Genomic DNA, 24789 nt, shown 5'->3' with positions numbered 1-24789 from the left:
ATCTATTTCTTTTTTATTTTTTATGCAAAAATATTTAAACAATATAGAATAAGCCTTATGCATGGAGAGCAACTATGCTGAGATTGGCTTTAAGGCAGGCCTGGAGATCCATCAGCAGCTTGAAGGCAAAAAGCTGTTCTGCAACTGCCTGACACTGAATTCCGGCAAAGAAGCAGATATACAAGCAGAAAGAAAGCTCAGGGCAGTTGCCGGCGAGCTTGGCATAATAGATGAAGCTGCAAAGTATGAGATGGCAAAAGGGAAAAAATTCCTTTATGAAAGCAGCTCTGAAGATACCTGCCTAGTAGAATACGATGATGAACCTCCGCATCAAATAAACAAAGATGCACTATATATAGCTCTGCAAGTTGCTTTGCTGCTGAATGCAAAGGTTGTTGATGAAATTCAGGTGATGAGAAAAACTGTTATTGACGGATCAAACACATCTGGATTTCAAAGAACAGCGCTAATTGCGAGAAACGGATTTATTGAAACTTCAAAAGGCAATGTCAGCATTCCGACAATCTGCCTTGAAGAAGAAGCTGCCCAGAAAATAAAAGAAGGCAAAGATTTCACAGAATACAGATTAGATAGATTAGGCATACCGTTGATAGAGATTGCAACTGGAGCTGAACTGAAAGATCCGGAGCACGCTAGGGAAACAGCTGAAAAGCTTGGAATGATTTTAAGAAGCACAGGAGGCTGCAAAAGAGGAATCGGAACAATAAGGCAGGACATTAATTTGTCAATAAAAGGGCATCCAAGAGTGGAGATAAAAGGATTCCAGGAGCTGAGGTCTATACCAAAGATAATGGAATATGAAGTCAAAAGGCAATTAGAGGAAATTAAAAAAGGAAAAAAACTGAATGAAGAGGTGAGAAAAGCAGAGCCAAATCTTACAACCTCTTTCTTAAGGCCAATGCCGGGCGCAGAAAGAATGTATCCTGAAACTGATGTTGTTCCTGTGAAATGCGATATTAAAAATATAAAGCTGCCTGAATTGATACAGGATAAAATAAGCAAGGTTGAGAGCAAATACAAAATAAGCAAGGATCTGGCAACACAGCTTGTAAAGGAAGAGATTGATTTCGAAAGATATGCTGGAAAATTAAAAAACATTGAGCCGGGTTTTATAGCATCATCTTTGATCTTAATGCCAAAAGACATAAAGGCGCGCTATGATAAGGAAGTGACTGAAGAGCAGATTGTGGCTGTTTTAGAGCTATTGAACGATAAAAAAATACCTAAATCTGGTGTAAATGAAATCCTGCTCGAGCTTGCTGATAAAAAAGAATTAAAAGAGATAGCCAAAAAGTATGAAGCTGCTGATAATAAAGAGATTGAAGAAGAGATCAAAAAAATAATAAAAGAAAAGCCGGGATTGAGCGCAGGCGCGTATATGGGCATTGTCATGGCTAAGTACAGGGGAAAGGCTGACGGAAACAGCATTATGGCTATTTTGAAAAAATTTATCAAGTAGAGCGGTCTATGATGAAGGTGGAAAATGAATCATAAAAAAATAATAAAGGAAAAATTCAGGGAGCTGCTAGCTGATCCTGAAAATAAAAAATTCACTATTGACATGCCAATAAAGAGCTACAACATACATCCATTCAAGATCTTGTTCAACAAGCTCATTATACTGCTGTCCAGAAAAATTATTCCTTCAGGATTCAAGAACTGGCTGGTGAGGCTTACAGGATTGAAGATAGGCCGTGATGTCTGCCTGCCCAATGATATTATTTTTGACCCTTATTTTCCGGAGCTGATCGAGGTCAAGGATGGAGCCTTAGTAGGGAGTCCAAGTAAACTGATGGCTCATGAATATAAGGATAATAAACTTACAATTGGAAAGGTTATAGTTGAAAAAAGAGTTTTGGTAGGAGGCTTTTCCTATTTAGGGCCCGGAGCTGTTATAAATGAAAACAGCATACTTAACCTTGGCTCTGAATTGCATTCAGAAGTGCCGCCTGGAGAATTATGGGGGGGCAAGCCGGCAAAAACGCTTAAAAAATTCACAGAAGAAGAGCTTGAAAAGTATTTCAAGCCAAGCGACGGAAAGTACAGGGAATATTACTCGGATTTTAATAAAAAAGTCAGAGAGTTCCAAAAAAACAAAGATGTTAATTTCATTAAATTTCATTATAACGGGAAAAGGCTTAATGCAGGAGATGACTGGTGGAGAGCGCGAAATGTCTTCAGGATATTATATAACGGCGTCATAATAGAAACCACAAAAATAATGGGGCCATCGCCATTAAAGACCTTTTTGTTAAGAATGGCTGGTGCAAAGATAGGCAAAAATGTAATGATAAAGAGGGGCGTTACATTTGACCATATTTACCCGGATACAATAACTGTTGAAGACAATGTGGTAATAGGAGAGGATAGTGAAATAGCAGGGCACGAATATACCACAACCCAAACTGTTTTTGGCAGGGTTTTAATAAAAAAGAATGCTGTAATAAAAGAACATGTTTTAATAAGGACAGGAACAACAATAGGTGAGAACAGCATCATAGAGCCATACAGTTTTGCGCAAAAAGAAATACCTGCAAATGAAGTTTGGGGAGGAAGCCCCACTCAATTTGTAAAAAAAGCTGTTTAAAATGTTTAAATTGATTAAAATGATTAAACTGCTATTATTTTTTATGAGCCTGGAAGGCAAGATAAAGAAAGCAGATACAGGTAAATCGACTGCCGGTAAAAATTCTGCAGACACGAATGTTGAAAGAACCTTTGCTGCGCTACAAAAAAGAGTTGAGCCTTATAGAGCAGAAGCATCCCGTCCATCTACTGCAGGAAGGATAAACGCAGGTGTAAGAACACCTGCGTATCTTATGAACTATGCATTTGATAATACAGTTGGTTTTGGAATAGCGAAATACCAGGATTATGCTGCAAAAAAATATCTCAAGAAAAACCCTAAAACCACGAAACATATCAGGTATCTCATGCATGGGTCTCTTGGTAATAGAGGTTCTCAATGGAAACTTGCAAGTCAGATAAATAAATCCGGCGACATAGCCGTTCATTTAGGAGCACTTCATTATCTGGGGCCTAAAAAAGTAGCAGACAAGGCTTTTGATCAGATAAATAGACTTCAGGAAGAAGTCAAGCTTGAAGAGCCTTATAAAAGGCGGGATTCTTTGAGTGGCCATAGCAGCGGAGCAGTGGTTGGGAAGTATATGGCCGGTGATAAAAGAATTTTGCAGTATGGACTAACAGAAGGTGTGCAGGCAAGAGGTCCTACTCCTTATGGGATTGGAGGAAGGCGATTAACATTGGCTCAAAGATTAATTCTGCCGTTTGCAAAAGCTGATGATACCAGAACTGATTTGGGTAAAAGGAATGCCGCTGAACTGGCAACCATAAAACCACTGGTTCCTGTTCACGTTATAGCGGGCGAATATGATGCATTAGTGCCACCGGCTGATACAGTATATGGCCATGCAAAAACACACAAAGTAATTCGTGGTCCAATAGGAACTCATCTTGCAATGAGCGGCGGACACAGGAAGGTAAATGAAATATATATAAATGAATTAGCCGGATATTCAAAAAACAAATATAAATATGAAAAGGCAGCATAAAATTTTATGGGGAGGTTTAAATGAAACTAGACATAATCAGCGTCATGGAAAAGCTCGCAAGAAAAAAACCAGTCAAGGTTGTTGTCTGCGAGGGATGGGATGAAAGGTGCTTAAGGGCAGCTGAAAGCATAGCAAAGAATAAGCTTGCAGAGATCATTCTTTTAGGAGATCTTAATTTGATCAAAGAAAAAGTTAAAGAGTTTAACCTGGATATAGGCAAGACAGAAATAATTGATTTCAAAAATTCTGAATTAAAGGAAGAGCTTGCAGAAAAGTTAACTGAGCTGAGAAAGCACAAGGGCATGACAATAGAAGAAGCAAGAAAATTAGTCCAGAATGAGAATTATTTTGGCTGCATGTATGTTTACTGCGGCTATGCAGATGCTTTAGTGGGCTCTGCAATATGCCCCACAGGAGAATTAATGAGGCCCGCGCTGCAGATATTGAGGAAAAAAGATGCCCTTGTTTCAGAAGTATCCATATTGAATGATGTTAAAAATGACAGAATACTTTTTGGCAGCGATTTCAGCCTTAATATCGAGCCAAATGCAGAAGAGCTTGCGCAAATTGCCCTGAATGCTGCAGAATGCGCCAGGGATTTCACATTAGATCCAAAAGTTGCCTTGCTGTCATTCTCAACAAAGGGAAGCGGAGGGGAGCACCCTTCAATACAGGTTGTGAAAGATGCAGTAAGAATTGCAAAAGAAAAAGATAAAAGCATTTTAATTGACGGCGAGCTTCAGGTTGATGCGGCAGTAAGCAAATTCGGGGCAGAAAGAAAATGCCCAGACTCGCCTCTGAAAGGGGATGCAAATACGCTCATATTTCCCAACCTTACTGCGTCAAATATTTTTGCTCACGGAATAATGCAGTTTTCTGATATGAAGCTTGAATTTGCCATTCTGAAAGGATTGGTGAAGCCTGTTGGGATATTGGGCAGAAGTGTTCCTGTGAGCGTCATCAGGAATATGATTGTCAGCTGCGCCATGCTGGTTAATGCCAAGAGTGATGGAAATTGAAGTGGGATGTAGATAAGCTGAATGGCGTTTTATGGATAGCTGCTGAAGCAGCTAAATCTTTATGCGGCTCTATGGAGAAAGAGACAGGCATAAAATTCAGAGAGCATATGTGCTATTGCAAAGGCCATCTCTTTCACTGGTGCACTTTAGAAAAAGAGAATGAGAAAGTGGGCAATTTTCTTGTTGAAAGGTTTGCAGATAAAAGCTTTGCCGGCAGGTTTGTCAAAGATTACGGGATACTGTATAAAAAAGTGGTCAGAGAATTAAACAGGCTGGATGAAAAAGATTTTTCAGAATTAAGCAGCAGCGAGTTGTTTGATACACTGAAAAAAACCACAGATTTCTATATAAGGATCTTTGATTTTGGATTTATAATCGAGCCAATGGATTTTGTCATGCCTTCCCTTATAAGGTCAAAGCTTATGAAACAGGGCCATAGCACATCTGAGATTGCAGATATGATGGCAATTGCAGATATAACTTTTCTCAACAAAGAAACGCAGGAATTAATCAGGATTGCCAAAGAAAAAAAGGAAAAGCAGAAAAAACTTCTGAAAAAACACGCCTATAAATACAGATGGCTGCAGTCAGCCCATGTGGGTAGAAAAGACCTTCCTTTTTCTTATTTTGAAGAAAGGCTGAATGAACTAAAAGAAAAGGATCTAGACAAAGAGCTTAAAAAATTAAAAAACTTCAGGAAAGACGAGGAAAAGATAAAAAAAGGAATCCTGTCAAAAAAGCCGATTGATGATGAAACAAAAAAACTGCTAAAGGCAGCAGATGTAATTGCTCCGTTGCATGACAGAAGAAAAGAGCTGTTCTTGAGAATTGTTTACACATTGGATACTGCAAGAGCAGAGATTGCCAGGCGATATGGATATACGAAAGAAGAATTATCTGTTTTTCAGATTGAAGAGCTATTGAAATTAAAAAATAACAAGAAGCTGGACAGGGAATATATGAGAAAACTTCTGAAAAATGCTCTCCTTTATATTGATACTGAAAAAGGCATATGGAAGTATTATGCCGGTGAAGAGGCAGAAAGCATATTTAAGAAAGAAACGGATTTTGATTTAGAGGCTACAAAAGAGATTAAGGGTTTGCCAGTTTCTCTTGGAAAAGCAAGAGGAAAGATAAGGATAATACACGGCGTGGAAGATATAGGCAAAATGAAAGCTGGTGAAATTCTTCTGTCCAGCATGACAAGGCCTGAATTTGTCCCTGCAATAAAAAAGGCAGCAGCGATCATAACTGATGAAGGCGGGGTAACATGCCATGCGGCGATCGTATCAAGAGAAATGAAAATACCGTGCATTGTAGGAACTAAAATAGCAACCAAGGTGTTGAAAGACGGCGATTATGTTGAAGTTGATGCCAATGAAGGGGTTATAAAAATCATAAGGTGATCTATGAATCTTAACCATAACTGGCTCATTTATACAAGAGGAACAATACCTCTTCATAGATTAGATCTGACTCTAAAGGTCATAAGCACAGACATTCATAAATATTATGGCGCCATATTCGGAACAGTCTTCTATATAAACACGGGCCCGAAGCTCTGGTGGTCATGGGACCAAGATGAGATAAATGCAGTTGGCAGGCTCATCCTGGAAAAGACAAATGATGAGAAAGGAAAAAAGAGATATTTTGGCCTGATGAAGAAAGTCTGGCAGATGGCGATAAATGTCTCTCATAAGATACTTAAAAAAAACCTAAGAAAATCAAGCAGCCAGCAGCTTATCGGGCTTTATGATTTATTGAAAAAAGAGGCTTATCCTGCATCAGCATTCCTTGGCGTGGATATAGATGCTGTTGATGTTTATCCGGTCGAAGTTCTCAAAGAAATGCTGAGAAAAGAGCTGAACAACATAAGCGAAAAGGCTTTTATTTCAGTCTACAACAAGCTGACAGCGCCTGTTCATAAGAGCTATGTTCATGGCCAGGAGGAACTTGTGCTAAAGGCAGCAAAAAGGCTGAAGAAAAACAACAAGCTGAGACAGAAATTCGAGAAAGGAGGCTATTCTGATGTAAACGAGTTAAAAATTCTGGTCAGCAGATTCTGGTGGACTGCCCTGGGATGGGAGACCGTAAAGCCAAATACAGAAGAGAGCTTCGCAGGCATGATAAAAGAGCATCTCGAGGAAGACGATATTGAAAAACGCCTGAAAGAGATCAAAAATTATGCGAAAAATGCAGAAAAAGAAAGAAACAAGCTGACAAGAAAATACAGATTGTCAAAAGAACTGCAATACAAGATAAAATTATTTGACGAATATGCATTGTGGCATGACAGAAGGAAAGAGATGCAGGTTAAGACGATATATGCGGCTCATGTCCTGCTCTGCGAGACCGCAAGAAGAAAGAACTATAAAACAGATGACCTTGAATGGCTCTGGCATGAAGAGGTTCAAGGATTATTGCGAGGGAAGGGCCTCGATAAGGAAGAAGTGGAGAGAAGAAAAAAAGGCATTGCTGTCCTGATAGAAAACAAAGAGATTACGCAATGGAGCGGCAATGATGCCATCATGATAAAACAGAAAGTTGCTCCTGAACAAACTTATGCTCTTGTGGAAATAAGAGGCGAGCCTGCATCACCTGGAATTGCAAAGGGCATTGCAAGAGTATGCGCAGGGGTTGAAGAAGCAATTAAAAAAATAAAAAAAGGAGACGTCCTTGTCTGCGGAATGACTTTGCCTGATTATGTTCCTGCTATGAAAAAAGCAGCTGCCATAGTCACAGATGAAGGCGGGATCACATGCCATGCTGCCATAATCAGCAGGGAGCTCGGGATTCCCTGCATAACAGGAACTAAGATAGCTACACGGGCAATAAAAGACGGGCAGCTTATAGAAGTCGATGCAAACGAGGGCGTAATCAAAATAATAAAATGAACAAAGAAGACATCTTTAAAGTGTTAAATGAGCATGACTGGAAAGAGGAAGAAAGCCAGGTCTCTCCTATAATACTGGATCTAGCCAAGACATGCCATCTGGAAGGCAAATACGCCTACAAAAGAAAACTCTACACGTTTTCAGCATATTATCTGTCAAATAATTACGGCTATGAATGGGTTTCAGCTGATGAGTCTAGAAATATGCTGAAGTGGGCATTGGATATGTATAAAAAAGACAGGCATTATTTCATAAGAAAATACAAGGAATTTGAAAAAGTATGCAAAGAGATTAAAGAAATTTTTAAAATAATGAGAGACAAGAGCATACAAAATTTTACAAATACACAGCTAAAAAACCTGTTTTCCAGGATTTTTTCTTTGATGAAAAGGCAATACGGCTATTCCTTGATTATGGAAGGAATGGACCTGCTGGAAGAGCAGGATTATTTAAAGCTATTGCCTGCAGTAAAAAAAGAGGATGCGCCTGAAGTGATCAGAATATTAAGCACTCCTGAAAAATTAAGCTTTCTGGAAAAGGAAAAAATAGCTCTTTTGGAGTTTGCCAAGGCTGTTTTCATAAATGAAAATTTAAAGAAAGCAGTTATAAGCAATTCCATTGAAGAAATTAAAAAATTTCCCCATTTCTTTAAAAAACTCCAGGAGCATGCAAAAAATTATTTTTGGATTCAGAATAGCTTTCTTAAGGCATTTTATTTGAGTGAAAGTTATTTTTTAAATTTAATATCGGATCTGATTAAAGCAAAAAACCTTGAAACAATTAAAAATGAGATAAACAAATTTGAGAATAAGCACAAGACTGCCAAAAAAGAAATAAATGCAGTGTATAAAAATTACCGACCAGACCCGGATGCCAAGCTATTTTTTGACTTGGTCAGGTTTTTTTCAACATTCCAAGATGACAGAAAAGAAAGTATACAAAGATTGGTGTTCTCAGTTGACAAGATATTTGATGAAATTGAAAAGAGGTTTAATGTTGAAAAATCTGAATCATATAATTACTTATTTGATGAAGTAATGGCAATATTGGAAAGCGGCAGATTAGTCAGCAAGGACGAGATTAGCAAGCGGGAGCATATTGCTTGCTTTTCATATCTGGAAGGGGAAGAAATAAAAACTATCATGCTATACGGCAAGGATGCTTTAGATGTTCGGGATTTCTTCAAGAAACAAAGAGAGGAAATAGCAAAAAAAGGCATTATAAAGGGCTTTATTGCTTCAATAGGCAATGGGGAAAAGCTTATAGAAGGCAAGGCAAGGGTTGTTTTTGACCCTGTCAAAGACACATTCAACAACGGGGAGATTCTTGTAACAGGGATGACAAGGCCTGAATTTGTTCCTTTGATGAAAAAGGCAAAGGCAATCATAACAAATGAAGGCGGCATAACAACACATGCTGCAATTATAAGCAGAGAATTAAAAATTCCCTGCATAATCGGGACAAAAATTGCAACAGATATCCTGAAGAGCGGGGATATTGTTGAGATTGATATGGAAAAGGGAATTGTTAAGAAGATAAGATGAAATACGATGCTGTCATTGTTGGAGCTGGCTTGGCTGGCCTGAAAGCTGCGGAAGTTCTTGCAAAAGGAAAAAAGAAAGTCATTGTTCTGGAAAAAGACAGCGATTTCTGCCTTAAGCCATGCGCAGCAGGAGTTTTAAGATATGATTTAAGGCTGATCCCAGAACGCATAATTGAGAGAAACTTCAGGAAAATATACTTGAATCATAAAAATAAAAAATATGAGTTCAAAGGAACAAAAAAACCACTCATCATAACAGTAGACAAAAAGAAATTATGCAGGATTATTGCGGAAAGCGCCTTAAAAAATGGCGCAAAGATATTGAAAAATTCACAAGTTTCCAAAGTGGCTGATAATTTCGTGACAGCTGGCAATAAAAAATATTTTTACAGATATCTTATTGGCGCAGACGGCTCTAATTCAATTGTCAGAAGACATCTTGGCCTAAAAACAAAAAGGCTTCATTTTACATTAGAATATTCAACAAAAAAGAAATTTAATGAGCTAGTGGCGTATACAAATTTTGAAAATGGGCTTGGCTACCATTGGATATTCCCACACAAAGGCTATACATCAATAGGATCCGGCTCAACCAGCCCAAAAAACCTAAAGGAGCATTTTTATGATTTCTGCAGAAAAATCAATGTTAAAGCAGACAACTCAAAGCTGAAAGGAGCTATTATAAACTTCGACTACCAAGGATACAGGTTTGGGAACAAATTCCTGGTAGGAGATGCTGCCGGCTTTGCCTCTGGCTTTACAGGGCAGGGGATTTATTTTGCATTGAAAAGCGCAGAAGATGCTGCAAAGCTTATTTTAGATAAAAACTATGGGCCAAAGGGGATTGAAGAAATCTTAAAAATGAAGAAAAGGCAGGAAACCCTGATGGAACTTTTGGAAACCGGCAAAAGAATACCCGGCATCTTTGATCTGGAAATAAATATGCTGCTTTGGGCAGCAAGGAAAAGAGCATTCCTTAAGTGGCTTGCAAAGCTGTTTTCTTGGATTTAACAGTCAGTTTTCGATAGATTTAAATACAATTGCCAATTTCATGCTTTTAATTAATTTTGTTTTTTTGGAGGTAAAAATGATTGAGCAATCAAGGCCGTTAGATGCGCTGAACAAGTGGCGCGATAAAAGAGTAATAGTTGAGCTGAAAAATGGAAAGCAGCTTGTTGGCATTATACGATCTTTTGACATCCACATTAACGTTGTTCTTGATGAGGCTGAGGAAAGAGAAGCCGGGGAAACCAAAAGAAAGATTGGAGCGGCCTTTGTAAGAGGCGACACGATAATTCTGATTAGTTCTGCATAAGGTCAAAATGGTCAAGGGAACAGCTTCAATGGGCAAGAAGAGCGGCAAGAAGAACATGATATACTGCCGCAGATGCGGGAAAAGGACATTTCACATGAGCAAGCACAAATGCAGCTCATGCGGCTATGGAGCAAGCGCCAGGTTAAGGAAGTATAACTGGAAGAAGCCTGGGAAATAGATAAGGGCTCATTGGGGAAAATGGCATTTAGAGAAGCATTTGAAGATTCACCCGCAATAAGAGTTTTAGACTTATTAATAGAGGGCAGAGGATTGGAATATTCATTATCAGATATAGCTGAGAATGGTGGTTTTTGATAGAACTATAAACAATAGCCAAGGGTTTCCAATATATTGGAAACCTTTATAAATAAGCAATAACTACGTAATTCTTATTGTGGAATTTCTTAAGCAAGAATAACAATTAATTCAGCATCCCCAATGCGTTAATTATATATAATAGTTGGTTTTTATCAGTACTATGCGGAGTTGCCGGAGTGGCCAAACGGGATAGAGATCGAAAGATCATCCAAGCTTAGGTGTGTTGAGGAAGCAGCTTCCAATGATATTAAGACACCTATTGGGTCAGTCCCTACGCAGGTTCGAATGTTGCAGAGCAACTGAAAGTCCTGCACTCCGCATATTTTTTGTATACTGATATACAAAATATTGGTGCGCTATGTGGCTTAAAATGGGCTTGAAAATGCTGTTTTTTGGATGTTTTCTTGATTCTCTATTTGTAGGTAACAACTATCCAGAAACTAAAAATTTTAACGAGATACGCTTTATCGCTAAGTTTAACGATTATAGTGTGCCTTTGCTTACGAAAGGTTTATAAACTAGTTCCTTACTGTAGATGATAAGAACTTAGAAATAGGAATAGTTTGCAGAAGAGCAAGCTTCCTACAGCCATCTAAGTTTGTGAAAAAAGAGAACGATGTTCCCTTTTTGGAATAATGCTAAGTAAAACACGGAGGTGTTTAAGCATGAACGTAAAAAAAGCAATAAAGAGGATCGCTGCAATAGGAACCGGCGCAGCAATGTTAGGCGCTACAATCCTAGGTGCAGTAGCAGCAGCTGACTTGAGTCAGTACCCGAGCCCATTATTTATTGGGACTGATGGAAAGTTTAATGCCTTACTTGTAGTTGGCAAAGCTGCGTCTTCAGAAGACATAATAGGTGCTATTGACGTTGCAACAGCATTGCAAGCAGCATCTATTACAACAACAACATCAGGAGCAACAACAACAGTTTTGGAAGGCGGTGTAAAAGTCGAGACAGCAGGACAGAAGCTATATCTGGGCCAGACATTAAGTGTTGTTAAAACAGCACTGACATCATCTGATTTGACAAAGGTATTGGCTAGCGGATCTATTACAGATGAAGATGGCACAGCTTGGGACTATAACCAAAAGATAAACATACTTAACTCGACAGCGAAAATTACATTTGGAACACCAACAGGATTATCAAACGATCCTCAAGTGTATCTTAATTTGCCAAGCGGGGCAAAGTATGTCGCGCAAATAGAGTTTCCTTCAGCAGTTACAACAACAAAGCTAAACAACAAGCTGATAACATTATTCGGCAAAGAATATACATTTGCAGGAACTGATGCTGAATTAGTTGTAAACAGCACAACTGGGCTTGTATTATTCGGCGGCGGAACAGACCAAACATTCTCTGCAGGAGAAGCTATAACTGTAACAGTTGCAGGAACAGATGTTTCGGTTGAAGTAACAGGTGTAAACACAGGAACAACAACTTCAACTGCAACAATCAAAGTTAATGGAGAATCTGCTTCAGTAACAGCTGGCGAAGTAGTTGTATTAGGCGGAATAAGAGTGTATGTAAGAGACATATTTGCTTATACAACACCAGTAACAAGCGGCGCTGTAAGATTGTTCATCGGCTCAGACAAGTTAATACTGAGAAATGGAGAAGCTGCAAGAATGGCATCTTCAGACATAGATGGAACAACGGTGGTGGCAAGCGTTAGTGGTTCTACGATAACGAAGCTTGCAATAGCAGTAGAGCCATACAATATGGACCCAGAATTCAGATATCTGAAAAGCGGTGAATCGTTTACAGACCCTGTATTCGGCACATTCAAGTGGTCTTTTACTGGGACAACACCCGCACTTGATGACGCAAGCAGAGATGTGATAAAGATCTATCCAACTGGCGAAGATACTGCAGCGATAGAGTTCACAAACAAAGCAGGCCAAAAATACTCCACTAAGTTCTTAAAAGGAACAGCAACCAGTGGAACTGCGAACTGTGATCTTGGAGTAGACAGCTATAAATTGTGGACAAATTTATCTTTTGCTAGTGGACAAATTGCAATGGTAGAAAACGATTACTTCATAATCGACCAAGGCGGTTATTCGCACATTATGCAAGTAAAAAGGATAAATGCAGGTTCAAGTTCGCCTGAAGTGAAGATAAAAGACATAGCATCTGGCAGTGACACCCTGACATTAAGCTTGGATTCGACAAACTCGTCAACATTCAGCTTAGATGGGTATACCTACAATGTTATGGTAAATGCCACAAATAGTGGTATAAACGTCACAACATCTTCTGGTGGAAAAGCTTTGCAGAACTACGTTTATGCTAAAGGCGGGGAAAAGATAGCGTTCCCAGCTAACTTGACAGGGGTAAGTGGTGTTGTTAGTTGCAACATTACCATTACGCAAGAGACACAGTACAATGATGGAGACTACTACAACTTGACTGCAGCTGGCACTTCTAACCAGAAATTAGGTGATGCTGGTAACGACATCAACATTACGTTGAACCAAATTGCAGACAGCAAGTATGATATGCAGGTTGCTACGCCTACTGGAGATGGTTTAGCGATGGGCACAATTGGAAGCACATATGACCAGAGGGGTATGTCCCAATATGGTACATATGTGAAGTACAACACAGACACTGATATTTTGGAGTTGTTATATCCTTCCGCAGCAACAGCATATACTGTATTCGTTGCACCAACTGCAGCAACAACAACCACAAGCGGCGGAACTACAACACAAACAGTCAATGTTTGGAATGTTGGAACTGCCAAGCTAGACAGCGAAGTTGCTGACATAAAAGCTCAGAACGCCATCATTATAGGCGGACCATGTGCTAACACAGCAGCAGCAGCAATAATGGGAAGTCCAAGCCCATGCGGCAAAGATTTCACAGAAGGCAAAGCAATGGTAAAGCTGTATGAAAATGCAGGCAAAGTTGCAATGCTAGTTGCTGGATACAATGCTGAAGACACAAGAAGAGCCAGCAGAGTAGCTTCGCAGTGGAGCAAGTATGCTTCAAGCATGAAGGGAGCAGAAGTAACTGTAACCGGCACGAGCTTGACAGACATAACTGTAGCAGCTGCGCAATAAAAAGGTTTTTACCTTTTTTTCTTTTTTTTCTTTTATTTTTAATGAGAACTTGAGAGAAGACTAAAGATCAGTTAACTGAAATGCTTTTGGTGGTGCGCACTGCGATTATTAAACAAAATTTGTTATATGGCTAAACTGTAACTTCTGTAGAAATAAATTTTTCCGTTTCCAATTTTGTAATAACGTGGTCCATCCTTATAAGTTCTTTTACCCAGGGATTTTTTACATTCAATCTGAACAATTTTGCATTTCCTATTTTTCTCGTGAAGATTACTATCTCTTTTTCAACCAAACGCGGCCATATATCGGAAAAGGCTGTCCAACCGACACATGAATTGTCGCATATATCCGTCATACTGTAATCCATGTCCCTGCCTAAAATTAAGAAATCCAACACCCTAATCAAAGGGTAATCTCCAAAGTATTCTACAAATACGCTTTTCTCTTCCACCATTTCTGTTTGTTTTTCGTTCAAGTTGAACACCTTAACGCGAAGTAAATGAGAAAAGTATATAAATGTTTCTATTTTAATAACCATGGTTTACAAAACGAAAACTATAAATATGAGTGCTCCTTTTCATAGATTTGCATGGATGAAAGGCAGGTTATAAAAAAGTTCATTGTTAGGAAATTATACAGAAAAAGAATGTGGCTTCATAAGCATACAAACATCAATAACCTTCCAAAAGGGTTATCTAATGAATTAAGGGTTTCCAGAGAGGTTAAAAAGGCAATAGAAGAGCTTCTTAGTGAGCAGATACTTTTATCCAAACCCACTCATTATGGGTTGGAAGTCAGCCTGAATCCTAAGAAAATAAGGGAGATTGAAGAGTTAATTGATTAGGGCTTAGCAATAATATTCACTATCCTTTCATCCTATTCTGTCAAACGATATAATTTATACCTGCCTTTATTAGTAACCATTTAATTGCCTCTTTTTTGGGCGAATCTCTTAGCGAGGTTTCTACTCACTTCTGCACCTAGCTTTAGAGCACCTTCTTCCGTAAACTTGCTTTCGGATTTAAATTTTCTTAAAAACTCCAAATCACTGATTTTCAGATTAAATGCTTGCCTAGCTACTTCGGACCAATTAATTTCTGGAAACGTTTCCATTTTATGCCTTAATTCATCCGGGACTGCTAAAGTCATGGTTACCATTTTTATTCCTCCATATGTATATACGCATAATAAATGTGTACATACATATAAACCTTTCGCCTATTTCAGAGATTATGGGGCTCTTACCGCATAGTGAAGGGAGCAGAAGTAACTGTAACCGGCACAAGCTTGACAGACATAACTGTAGCAGCTGCGCAATAAGGTTTGATAACTTTTTTTCTTTTAATTTTTAATGAGAACTTGAGAGAGGTCTAAAGGTTAGTTAAATTAAATAATACAGAGTTCTATGATTTCGTTTACATCACATAATATACATCTTATTAATTCGCGCCTCGTATAGAGAGTTCTGACCATCTTTATAATTCAAATACCTCATGATCACAGTCCTCAAAAGCGCCACATCTATTAGAAATTTCTCAGCCGCCACCCTCGTTCTTTTACAGACATCGTGATATTTCTCCCCTAAAAATCTCTCATTATATTTCTTGTGTAAATCATCTATTTTATTTAGCGCTGTTTTCAAATCTGAAGTTCCGCCCTCTTTCCTTACTATGGCTCGCCTTACGTCATATGTGATGTCTTCTATAGATGAAATAAATGCTTTATACTCGCTTCCGACAATATCATCTTTTACAGCCTTAGCATGCGTTTCTACATCGGTTTTGCATATATGCCCCATAATCTTCTTAAATATACCTTCGGTTTCCCAAGGGCGCTTTGCATAGAGTTTATCTTCGAATGATCCTAAGCTTGCCTGCAGGTCTTCAGCGCAGCTTCTTATCTTTTTTATTTTGTCTTTCCCAGCACTGTTATGGTGATAATCGCCGTCTTCTTCATCTTTGAAATCGGGGTTGTCATACCAAAACATGATTTCTGCAGGATTGTAAGAGTTGATCATGGTCTGCGTTATGATTTCTGCTCTGACGAAGCTATCATCTTTAATGGCATCATTAAGTTTTCCTCTATAAATGCGCGCCATCTCCCTATGAATCCTGTGTGTTGTTGGCTTTTCAATGCCATCTTCTTTAAGAATGTCATCTATGGCTTTGCCCAGCAAAGCGGATTTTGATGTAATATCACCTATATTGATCGATCCATTAGCCAGCCATCTCTCATTTATTTCTTTCATTTTTCAAAAACCTTAGAATCTTTCCAAATAGAAAAAATCCCAATAGAAGCAGATTTATGGCTTTATTTAAAAACCTTTCGGTTTTCACTACTATGTTGTGTTAAACTTGTCCGCCATAGAAAATATTGTCCTTATCCCTTGTTATTTTCAGCTTTACAATGCCGCTCTCCTGGCTGCAGTTTGGCGCTGTAATGCATCTTTCGTCAGCAACAGCGATCTTTTCCTGCCTTAATCTGCTTTCGCACATTATTTTTGCTTTTATTATCTGGCCTTTTTTAAACGGCTTTGGAAGCTTTTTAGTTTCCCTTATGTTAAAATCATCTTTGGCCAAAAGAAGCTTTATGTTATATTCTGATTCCAATTCTCCAAGTTTTTTTCTGAAAAGCTCCATCGGAATTGCCTTTACAGGGTTTCTTCCATATTTGTAATTAAGGAAGTTCTGCAGGCCTATTTTTGCATTTATTTCCTTGCAGAATTCTATTAGTTTTGGTATTTCGCTGTCATTCATGCCCGGCACCAAAACAGGAGCAACCAATAATTCTGATTTTTTGGCTATGTAGCGAGCAATTTCTTTTATTTTTTCAACATCATAGATTGTTCCTGCAAGCTTTTTTGCCAGTTCCTTGTCTAATGCCACGAGAGAAAGATTAAATCTGGTTAATCCTGCATCCACTAATTCATCAACAAGCTTTTTATTTAATAAAACGCCGTTTGTGTCCATTGAAATAACATCAACTTCTTTTATTTTTCTCAAATCTTTAATCAGATCTATAAGGTTGGAGTAAAGCAGCGGCTCGCCCTGCGCATTTATATGCGCTTCAATATCTTTGATGCCCTTAAAGGCAACTAATTTCTTAAATTCCTCAACAATGTAATCTTTTTCGACGACAAAATCAACAGCCTTGTTTGTGCCAATGCCTTCATTTACGCTGCAGAATATGCAGCCAAGATTGCAGCCAGTAATTGGCTTAATTTCTATTAATGATGTTCCCCGGTCAACCAGGCCGAAGCTGTTCGAGCCAATCAATGGAATGCCTGAGTTTTTGTGGATGTAGATTGTCTTATTGCCAGATATCTTGCTTTTCAATCCTGTTATTTTTTTTGAAAGCAGAATATTGAACTTATTTGATGCAGAGCTTTCAGAAATTTTCTCGAAATCTATGCTGTTCTTATTTATTTTAAAATCAGCTATTTTTTCAAGATCTTCTTTTTCGATTTTAAAATAGAAGTATTTCATGAAATTAACAACTACTTCATTTTCTTTTTCCAGAAATTCAAGATTTTCAAACGCTAAAGTTGCCATAAGGAGAATAATTACGGTGTTTTTATAAATGTTGTGCAGTTAGAAATCTGTTTAATTTCGTTTGTTTCTTTAAGTTTCTCAATAAAATGCTGTTTTTCAGAATATTGTTCAGATCATATCCGAATTTCTTCTTTACAAGCGATTCAGCATATTTTAGCATCAGCTCTTTTGATGCAAAATTAATGGGCTTTGCCTGCATTGCCTTCCTTACACTCTCGCGACAAACCCACACGCCAAGCGGAACAGCATATTCGCCTGTTATAAATCTGAGGACAAGTATGCTTGCCTGCCTTTTTAACGCGTCTAGCTTCTCAAGGATTGGTAGCCTTGCTGCGTAATATCCTCCTGAAGTATTCTCGGCATAATTCTTTCTTCCACCATAAGACTCAAAATCAGTCATATATGATGTTTCGTTGCTGTTTACGTTCCATGATGCTCTTGGCAGATAAGTTTCAAATAATTCATAACTCCATACTTCCGGGAATACAAGAATCAGATAATAATTTCCAAGATAACCTCCGAAATATGCGCAATAATCTGCCTGATTGTATGTTTTTATTTTATTTATTAGGAATTTTCCAATATTGTCATCTGTTGCTGTTATGCTCCACCTTGTCGGCACCACTTTTCTGTCCGTCTTTAATCCTAAAGTTCCAACACTCAATAACCTGCTTAAAAAATTCTCATCAAAATCGTGCTTGTAAAGGTAAATCAATGCATCGCCTGCCCTTAAATCAGAATCATCTACAACTTTTTCAACTTTAAAGTCAATCTTTGGATTTTCGGTAATTTCAATCTTTTTCAATGCAGCATTTGGGCCCATTGGCGCAACATAAGGGTCTGTGTTTAATTTGAACCTTGGCTTGTCTTTCAGCTTGACTTCAATATCAACAGGCTTAGAAGCCATGCCGACTTCCCGGCTTATTTCAAGGAATTTGCTTTTGTCCCTTACATTTGCTGTAAACCTTGAGTTGATCAGTGCAGAACGAAAATCTATTATTTCAGGGATACTGAAGTTTTCATTTGCCCAATGCTTAGGAGCATCAAAAAGCCAGGCATCATCTCTATGTTCAGGTGGGCTCAAAATGCCGATGTTGACAAAAGGATAACCCACTCTGCCTACAAATGGAGCAGGAGAGCTTCCAAAGAAGCTGTCTGTGGCCATGGTTTCCTTTACCTTAAACATTGCTTCAGATTTGGCTATTATAGGGCAGAATGACCTTCCGCAGGCGTTTAGAGGATCCGCTCCTTTGCACTTGATGCAGGGAATGTTCATAAAGAGGGAATGCTTTTGGGGTTTATAAAGTTAAGCAGCAGAGATGTCCAATGCAACTAAGGTAAATATTTAAATAAACACTCTATTTCATAATGCTATGGATTATGCCAAGATCAAAGAAGAGCTTGAAAGCTGCACAAAGCCGCTGTTTTTCTTCCATGATGACGCAGATGGAATATGCTCATTTCTGCTGTTTTACAAGTTCATAAAGGAAGGGAAAGGAATTATTGTCAAAGCCACGCCCAGGATTGACAGCAAATTCATAAGAAAAGTAGAGGAGTATCAGCCAGACAAGATCTTTGTGCTGGATATTGCAATGATTGATGATGAGTTCATAGATGCTGTTAAGACAAAGATAGTTATGATTGATCACCATGAGCCATTGGAAAAGAAAAAAATCATTTATTTTAACCCAAGGCTTGAGGGTAAGAATGTCCCGGTAACGTATATCTGTTATAAAGCTGCAGGTGGCGACCTGTGGCTTGCTACATTAGGGGCAGCAGCTGACTGGTTTTATCCTGAATATGCTAAAGAATTTTCTGAAAAATATCCTGACTTATTGCCCGAGAATATAAAAGACCCTGAAAAGATAATGTTTGAAACAAAGCTTGGAGAGCTGATGAAAATCTTTTCCTTTGTCATAAAAGGCGACACAGATAATGCCAACAAATGCATAAAGATATTGACGAGAATAAATGAGCCTTATGAGATTTTGGATCAGAGCACGCCGCAGGGAAAATTCATCTATCATCAGTATGAAAAAATAAACAAAGAGTATGAAGAATTGCTGGAAGAGGCTTTAAAAACAAAAGCTGAAGGCAAGACTTTCCTATGTATATATAAAGATGTCAAAATTAGCTTTACAAAAGAGCTGTCAAATTATTTCCTTCACAAATATCCTGAGAAGATCATAGTTATCGGGCGGGAAAGATCAGAAGAAGTTAAGCTTAGCTTCAGGGCGTCAAAAATAAATGTGAGAGATGTTCTCGAAAAGGCGCTTGTCGGCATTGACGGTTATGGCGGCGGGCATGAGATGGCATGCGGAGCGAATATAAAGAAAAAGGATTTTGAAAGGTTTATGGAGAACTTCAATCACTTTCTCAGATAAAAGAACCAATACCACAGAATAAATACTGCAATCAGCATAAGCAAAAAGACAAACCCAAATCCGCCTCTTTTTTTACCCCTTGCAGCTTCATCGCCTCTTTTCAATATATTCTCTCTTTTAAGCGACCTTATTGTTCTGCCCAGCCTTCTTCTTTCCCTCTGAAGCGACCGTATATCTCTTTCCGCCATAAGGGCGTTTTTGATAAGGAAGTATAAAAAGATTTTGTTTTTTAGCGCGAATATGAAAAGTTTTATAAAATAAAGTGGTTTTTCACAAGCTGTGCACCGGTGGTCTAATGGCATGACAATGGCCTTCCACTAGCCAATGCTTAGAAGCGAGCCATTTATTCGGGTTCAAATCCCGGCCGGTGCATTTAACCCTTTTCTTAGCCAAATTTCAAAAAACCGCAATCCTTAAATACTTCTTCTTTCAAGTATATTATAAAATAAATAAAATACTATAAAATATATTTTATAATATAAACAATATGAATGCCTTGCAAGATGATGATCTGAAAATGCAATGAAAAAGCCAATCAGCGCGACAATTGAAGAAGACCTGATCGAATGGATCGATTCTGAATTAAAAGACAAGACAAGATACAGGAATAAGTCGCATCTGATTGAGATTGCTCTTGAAACATTAAAAAATCAAAACCAGAAGAGGAAATAATATGCCGGACGAGGATTATGATGTAATAAGGGAAGGCGAGGATACTGTGCTTAAGTTCAACGCCGAAAACTGGGATTTTGCCCCTTCACTGGAAGATTCATCAGCATGCATGTCCCGCGCAGTAGATGTATTAACTGAGATAGGCAATATCACGAAGATAGTATTCTCGCAGAAAAGGGATTATGAGTATGATTATGCGCAAACCAGGCTGCTGGCAGAGATAGCGAGGCTTTACAAGCATCTGACAAAGCAGCGCGATGTTTTTGGCTATGAAAATCTTGCATCAGATCCCTACTGCAGGGCTTACGCGGATAAATGGTATGCTGATACGCAGAATATTGTTTTTAAGATGCTTAAATCTGACCCGATAGACGCATATATTGAAATCAAGCGGTTAATAAGGCATGAAAAAATAATACTGGAAAAAACCATTGACGAGCGGTATGTTCCATGCTCTAAAAAATACCTCTCAATATTGAATTATGTGCTGAGGCTTTTAAGCAAAACAAAGATGATGGCTCTTGCGCAGCCTTATCTTGCAGGATACAAAAGAGGGGACAGGGCTGTTTACAGAAAGATATTCAACCCGATAATAAAGCCGGATTTCATGTTCACAAAATTAATGGCAGCTTATCCTGAAAATGGCGAAGAGCTGGATAATTACGATATTGACGGCACCGAAGTCATGATATTCGGGTTTCCTGACACCGTACAGTACCTTTATCATATGACTCCGCCCGAATTTAAGCTAAGCGAGGAAAAGTATGATGTGCTGGATGCTGCAAGAAAGATAATGGCCGAGCATAAGCCGACAAAAGCAGAGTTCACAGACCCTGAAAGAATGAGGGAAGTTTTCTTCAATGTCGGAAGGGATTTGATAGAGGAACTTGCATCTTACAAAAATATGAAGATGAGGGAGAGGGAGATCAGCGAATTGGCAAGCATTCTGGTCAGATATACAATCGGATTCGGGCTTATTGAAGTCTTGCTGAAAGACGAGAAAGTGCAGGATGTTACAATCAACAGCCCAATGGGTAGGACTCCTATGTTTATTGTGCACCAGGATTTTGGGGACTGCATGACAAACATCATTCCGACAAGCACAGAAGCAGAATCATGGGCATCAAAATTAAGGATGCTTTCCGGAAGGCCATTGGATGAAGCAAATCCGATTCTCGATACAGAAATTTCAATACCCGGGGCAAGGGCAAGAGTCGGTGTTATTTCTCCCCCTCTTAACCCAACTGGACTGGCATATGCATTCAGGAGGCACAGGGATAAGCCCTGGACTTTGCCATTGTTCATCAAGAATGGAATGATAAATCCGCTTGCAGGAGGAATTCTTAGTTTCATAATAGATGGATCAAGGACAATGCTTGTTGCAGGAACAAGATCTGCAGGAAAAACATCACTGCTGGGGGCTGTTATGGTTGATATCATGAGAAAATACAGGATAATAACTATTGAGGACACCTTAGAACTCCCGGTTTCTGCCCTTAGAAATCTGGGCTATAACATACAGTCAATGAAAGTGGCAAGCGCTTTAACCAAAGGAACAACAGAAGTTTCTGCGGATGAGGGAATAAGATCAACGCTCAGATTAGGAGATTCTGCGCTGGTTGTAGGAGAAGTTCGTTCGACAGAAGCAAAAGCACTATATGAGGCAATGAGAGTGGGCGCATTAGCAAATGTTGTTGCAGGAACAATACATGGCGATTCACCTTATGGCGTATTTGACAGGGTTGTTAATGATCTTGGAGTGCCAAGAACAAGCTTCAAGGCAACTGATGTCATAGTTGTTGCAAATCCTATAAGATCAGCAGACGGCCTTCACAGATGGAGAAGAGTTACGCAAATAACTGAAGTCAGGAAATTCTGGGAAGATGATCCTTTGACTGAAGGCGGGTTTGTCGATTTAATGAAATACAATTCAAAAACAGACAGCTTAGAAGCGAGCAAGGATCTGGTAAATGGAGATTCTGACATATTGAAAGCAATAGCAGGCAATGTCAAGGAATGGGCTGGCAACTGGGATGCAGTATGGGACAATATACTGCTAAGGGCTAAAATAAAAGAAGCAATAGTTGATGCAGCTGATAAGACGAAAACGCCTGATTTGCTCGAAGCAAAGTTTGTTGTTCTGGCAAATGACAAATTTCACAAAATATCTGATGCTGTAAAAGAAGAAGTCGGATTTTTAGATTCGAAAAGAATATTTTTTGACTGGAATGAATGGCTGAAGAGGGCCGTCAAGCAAAGCTAAAATGGATAATCTGGGATTTGATGATTTGAAAAAGAGGTATGAGGATAAGATAAAGCTAGCCATAGAAGGCAAGCAGGAAACAGGCGCGCCAAAAGTACTTTCTCGTGAATATAAAACATTCAAAAAAGAGCTGATGCCAAGGCAATATACGATCTATGAGCAGCTTTGCAATATTAGCGAGAAAATTCTCAGGATGCAGCCAAGCAAGAAAGCCCTTCCTGCAATTGAAGAATCAATAAAAATAGCGCATCTTGAAGTCACTCCTGCCGGCGTTCAAAGCTTTTCGCTGCTGATGCCCTTGGTTGTTGCCCTGCTCGGATCTGTATTTGGATTTGTGCTGACTGGCGGATTGTTTTTCGTAATGTTTTTCGTAATGGCTGCCCTGATAATGATTTTGCCGCTACAAAAGATTCCAGAATACCTCGCCAATGGCTGGCGAATGAAGGCAAGCAACCAGATGGTGCTGTGCGTATTCTATATTGTGACTTATATGAGGCACACTTCAAACTTGGAGCTCGCAATCGAATTTGCATCAAATCATCTTACGCCGCCGCTTTCACTCGATTTAAAAAAGGTTTTGTGGGATGTTGAAACTGAGAAGTATAAGTCGGTAAAGGATTCCATGGGGGCATATCTCGAATCATGGAGAAAATGGAATATGGAGTTTATTGAAGCAATACATTTAATTGAATCATCATTATATGAGGGAGATGAGGCAAGAAGACAGGGTTTGCTTGATAAGTCATTATCGGTTATTCTTGAAGAAACTTACGAGAAAATGCTGCATTATGCGCACGGCCTTCAATCACCCATTACAATGCTGCATATGATGGGGATAATTTTGCCAATACTCGGATTGGTCATACTGCCTTTAGTTGTCAGCTTTATGGGAGGCGTGAAGTGGTTCCATTTAGCGGCTCTTTATAATATTGCATTGCCAATAGCTGTTTTTTATATGGGAAAAAACATACTGTCGCAAAGGCCAACTGGCTATGGTGATACAGATATATCTGAGTTCAATCCGCAGTTCAGGAGATATAAAAATATAGTTATAAAAATCGGAAAGTCTGAGATTTTAATCAGCCCGATCATTGCATCGGTTATTATTGCATCGGTCTTATTTATTATTGGCCTCACGCCAATCATATATCATATAATATTTCCGGGCTTTGACCCAATAATAATGGAAGTCGGCGGTGGTAGCGCTTTGGACATAAAACTTCTCGATTATAGGCCTGAAAAAACTACGGGAATTGAAACCGGACCATATAGCCCTGTAGCAGCTTTATTCAGCTTATTGCTGCCTCTCGGCTTAGGAATCGCAATTGGAATTTACTTCAAGCTGAGATCAGATCATTTAATGAAAATAAGAGAGGATTCGAAACGCCTGGAAACTGAGTTTGCATCTGCTTTATTTGCACTTGGATCCCGCCTTGGAGATGGGCTGCCTGCAGAGATTGCTTTTGGCAAAGTAGCTGAAGATATGCAAGGCACGGTTTCCGGGAGCTTTTTCCAGAAGGTTGATCAGAACATAAGAAGGCTTGGCATGAGCGTTCAGCAAGCAATATTCGATCCAAAATACGGAGCATTGCTGTCTTTTCCCTCAAATATAATCGAAAGCTCTATGAAAGTGCTGGTTGAAAGCTCAAAAAAAGGAGCAATGATTGCTGCGCAGTCATTAACAAATGTTTCTCGTTACATAAAAGAAATACATAAAGTTGATGAAAGGCTGAAGGACCTGATGGCAGACATAATATCGTCGATGAAATCACAGATAAATTTTCTAACTCCTGTGATATCCGGTATTGTGATAGGAATAACGGCAATGATAACATCAATACTTGGGGCTATCGCAAAAATAATGCCAACTGTTGCAGATGGAGGACAAAATCTGGGCAACATCTTCGACAACCCAGGGATTCCGCCATATTACTTCCAGCTTGTTGTTGGGATTTACATAGTTCAGATAATTTATTTGCTGACTGTGCTTGAGAATGGAATAGAGAACGGATCTGATTCATTAAATGAAAAATATCTTCTCGGGAACAATATGATGAAGAGCCTAATACTTTACTGCATTGTTGCAGCGATAATCACAGTAATATTCACCCTGATTACTGTACAGATTTTGCCTTCACTTCAAGGAACAGGTGGCGCAATATAAGA

The 24789-nt window shown here is 38.9% G+C and carries 22 protein-coding genes and 1 tRNA gene; 17 read left to right on the top strand and 6 right to left on the bottom strand.

What is annotated here, in order from left to right; genetic code table 11:
• Positions 1 to 61: 61 nt before the first annotated feature.
• From gatE to Q7J54_00940, 11 genes are all read left to right on the top strand, one after another.
• Positions 62 to 1480: a Glu-tRNA(Gln) amidotransferase subunit GatE gene (gene gatE, locus Q7J54_00990; GenBank protein ID MDO8740129.1), complete on the top strand. Its 1419-nt coding sequence runs from the start codon at positions 62 to 64 to the stop codon at positions 1478 to 1480.
• A gap of 24 nt (positions 1481 to 1504) precedes the next feature.
• Positions 1505 to 2608 carry a hypothetical protein gene (locus Q7J54_00985; GenBank protein ID MDO8740128.1) on the top strand — a complete coding sequence of 368 codons (1104 nt, stop codon included), beginning with the start codon at positions 1505 to 1507 and terminating at the stop codon, positions 2606 to 2608.
• Between the two features lie 19 nt (positions 2609 to 2627).
• Entirely contained in the window at positions 2628 to 3593 is a 966-nt protein-coding gene (locus Q7J54_00980) for a hypothetical protein (protein MDO8740127.1), read from the top strand.
• A gap of 20 nt (positions 3594 to 3613) precedes the next feature.
• The gene (locus Q7J54_00975; GenBank protein ID MDO8740126.1) at positions 3614 to 4612 is read left to right on the top strand and encodes a phosphate acyltransferase; all 999 of its coding nucleotides are present in this window, start codon (positions 3614 to 3616) and stop codon (positions 4610 to 4612) included.
• Positions 4609 to 6018: a PEP-utilizing enzyme gene (locus Q7J54_00970; GenBank protein ID MDO8740125.1), complete on the top strand. Its 1410-nt coding sequence runs from the start codon at positions 4609 to 4611 to the stop codon at positions 6016 to 6018. Before Q7J54_00975 ends, Q7J54_00970 begins: the two co-directional genes overlap by 4 nt.
• Before the next feature lie 3 nt (positions 6019 to 6021).
• Positions 6022 to 7506, top strand: coding sequence for a PEP-utilizing enzyme (locus tag Q7J54_00965; GenBank protein MDO8740124.1), 1485 nt, complete (start codon positions 6022 to 6024; stop codon positions 7504 to 7506).
• Positions 7503 to 9050 carry a PEP-utilizing enzyme gene (locus Q7J54_00960; protein MDO8740123.1) on the top strand — a complete coding sequence of 516 codons (1548 nt, stop codon included), beginning with the start codon at positions 7503 to 7505 and terminating at the stop codon, positions 9048 to 9050. Before Q7J54_00965 ends, Q7J54_00960 begins: the two co-directional genes overlap by 4 nt.
• The gene (locus Q7J54_00955; GenBank protein MDO8740122.1) at positions 9047 to 10060 is read left to right on the top strand and encodes an NAD(P)/FAD-dependent oxidoreductase; all 1014 of its coding nucleotides are present in this window, start codon (positions 9047 to 9049) and stop codon (positions 10058 to 10060) included. The genes Q7J54_00960 and Q7J54_00955 overlap by 4 nt, the downstream gene beginning before the upstream one ends.
• 76 nt (positions 10061 to 10136) lie before the next feature.
• Entirely contained in the window at positions 10137 to 10364 is a 228-nt protein-coding gene (locus Q7J54_00950; GenBank protein MDO8740121.1) for an RNA chaperone Hfq, read from the top strand.
• Positions 10365 to 10371: 7 nt separating this feature from the next.
• Positions 10372 to 10542 (top strand): 50S ribosomal protein L37e, encoded by a 171-nt coding sequence (locus Q7J54_00945; GenBank protein ID MDO8740120.1) that lies wholly within the window; start codon positions 10372 to 10374, stop codon positions 10540 to 10542.
• A gap of 805 nt (positions 10543 to 11347) precedes the next feature.
• The gene (locus Q7J54_00940; protein ID MDO8740119.1) at positions 11348 to 13753 is read left to right on the top strand and encodes an S-layer protein; all 2406 of its coding nucleotides are present in this window, start codon (positions 11348 to 11350) and stop codon (positions 13751 to 13753) included.
• Between the two features lie 130 nt (positions 13754 to 13883).
• On the opposite strand, the gene Q7J54_00935 is transcribed toward Q7J54_00940, so the two are convergent.
• Entirely contained in the window at positions 13884 to 14228 is a 345-nt protein-coding gene (locus tag Q7J54_00935) for a hypothetical protein (protein ID MDO8740118.1), read from the bottom strand.
• Between the two features lie 114 nt (positions 14229 to 14342).
• Here Q7J54_00935 and Q7J54_00930 point away from each other — a divergent pair, with 114 nt between their 5' ends.
• On the top strand, positions 14343 to 14597 hold the full coding sequence (locus Q7J54_00930) for a hypothetical protein (GenBank protein ID MDO8740117.1): 255 nt from the start codon (positions 14343 to 14345) through the stop codon (positions 14595 to 14597).
• A gap of 80 nt (positions 14598 to 14677) precedes the next feature.
• Here the strand turns inward: Q7J54_00930 and Q7J54_00925 are convergent, their stop codons facing one another.
• The 4 genes from Q7J54_00925 to Q7J54_00910 all read right to left on the bottom strand — a co-directional run bounded on the left by Q7J54_00925 (position 14678) and on the right by Q7J54_00910 (position 18580).
• The gene (locus Q7J54_00925) at positions 14678 to 14911 is read right to left on the bottom strand and encodes a hypothetical protein (GenBank protein MDO8740116.1); all 234 of its coding nucleotides are present in this window, start codon (positions 14909 to 14911) and stop codon (positions 14678 to 14680) included.
• A gap of 262 nt (positions 14912 to 15173) precedes the next feature.
• The gene (locus tag Q7J54_00920) at positions 15174 to 16001 is read right to left on the bottom strand and encodes a hypothetical protein (GenBank protein MDO8740115.1); all 828 of its coding nucleotides are present in this window, start codon (positions 15999 to 16001) and stop codon (positions 15174 to 15176) included.
• Between the two features lie 100 nt (positions 16002 to 16101).
• The gene (locus Q7J54_00915) at positions 16102 to 17304 is read right to left on the bottom strand and encodes a radical SAM protein (protein ID MDO8740114.1); all 1203 of its coding nucleotides are present in this window, start codon (positions 17302 to 17304) and stop codon (positions 16102 to 16104) included.
• Positions 17305 to 17326: 22 nt separating this feature from the next.
• The gene (locus tag Q7J54_00910) at positions 17327 to 18580 is read right to left on the bottom strand and encodes a hypothetical protein (protein MDO8740113.1); all 1254 of its coding nucleotides are present in this window, start codon (positions 18578 to 18580) and stop codon (positions 17327 to 17329) included.
• Positions 18581 to 18677: 97 nt separating this feature from the next.
• Between Q7J54_00910 and Q7J54_00905 the strand changes: the two genes are divergently transcribed.
• Positions 18678 to 19688, top strand: a complete 1011-nt coding sequence (locus Q7J54_00905) for a DHHA1 domain-containing protein (protein ID MDO8740112.1) — start codon at positions 18678 to 18680, stop codon at positions 19686 to 19688.
• Here the strand turns inward: Q7J54_00905 and Q7J54_00900 are convergent.
• On the bottom strand, positions 19673 to 19876 hold the full coding sequence (locus tag Q7J54_00900; GenBank protein ID MDO8740111.1) for a hypothetical protein: 204 nt from the start codon (positions 19874 to 19876) through the stop codon (positions 19673 to 19675). The two genes, Q7J54_00905 and Q7J54_00900, sit on opposite strands and share 16 nt — an antisense overlap.
• 93 nt (positions 19877 to 19969) lie before the next feature.
• On the opposite strand from Q7J54_00900, the gene Q7J54_00895 reads away from it, so the two are divergent.
• The 4 genes from Q7J54_00895 to Q7J54_00880 all read left to right on the top strand — a co-directional run bounded on the left by Q7J54_00895 (position 19970) and on the right by Q7J54_00880 (position 24787).
• A tRNA-Gly gene (locus Q7J54_00895) sits at positions 19970 to 20060 on the top strand.
• A gap of 150 nt (positions 20061 to 20210) precedes the next feature.
• The gene (locus tag Q7J54_00890; protein ID MDO8740110.1) at positions 20211 to 20360 is read left to right on the top strand and encodes a hypothetical protein; all 150 of its coding nucleotides are present in this window, start codon (positions 20211 to 20213) and stop codon (positions 20358 to 20360) included.
• A gap of 1 nt (position 20361) precedes the next feature.
• A complete protein-coding gene (locus Q7J54_00885; protein ID MDO8740109.1) occupies positions 20362 to 22623 on the top strand; it encodes a type II/IV secretion system ATPase subunit in 2262 nt (753 codons plus the stop codon).
• 1 nt (position 22624) lies between these two features.
• Entirely contained in the window at positions 22625 to 24787 is a 2163-nt protein-coding gene (locus Q7J54_00880; GenBank protein ID MDO8740108.1) for a hypothetical protein, read from the top strand.
• The last annotated feature ends 2 nt before the right edge of the window (positions 24788 to 24789 follow it).

The sequence above is a fragment of the Candidatus Woesearchaeota archaeon genome (genome assembly GCA_030651135.1).
Lineage (GTDB): Archaea > Nanobdellota > Nanobdellia > Woesearchaeales > JACPBO01 > JACPBO01.
This window is presented reverse-complemented; position numbering and strand designations above follow the sequence as displayed.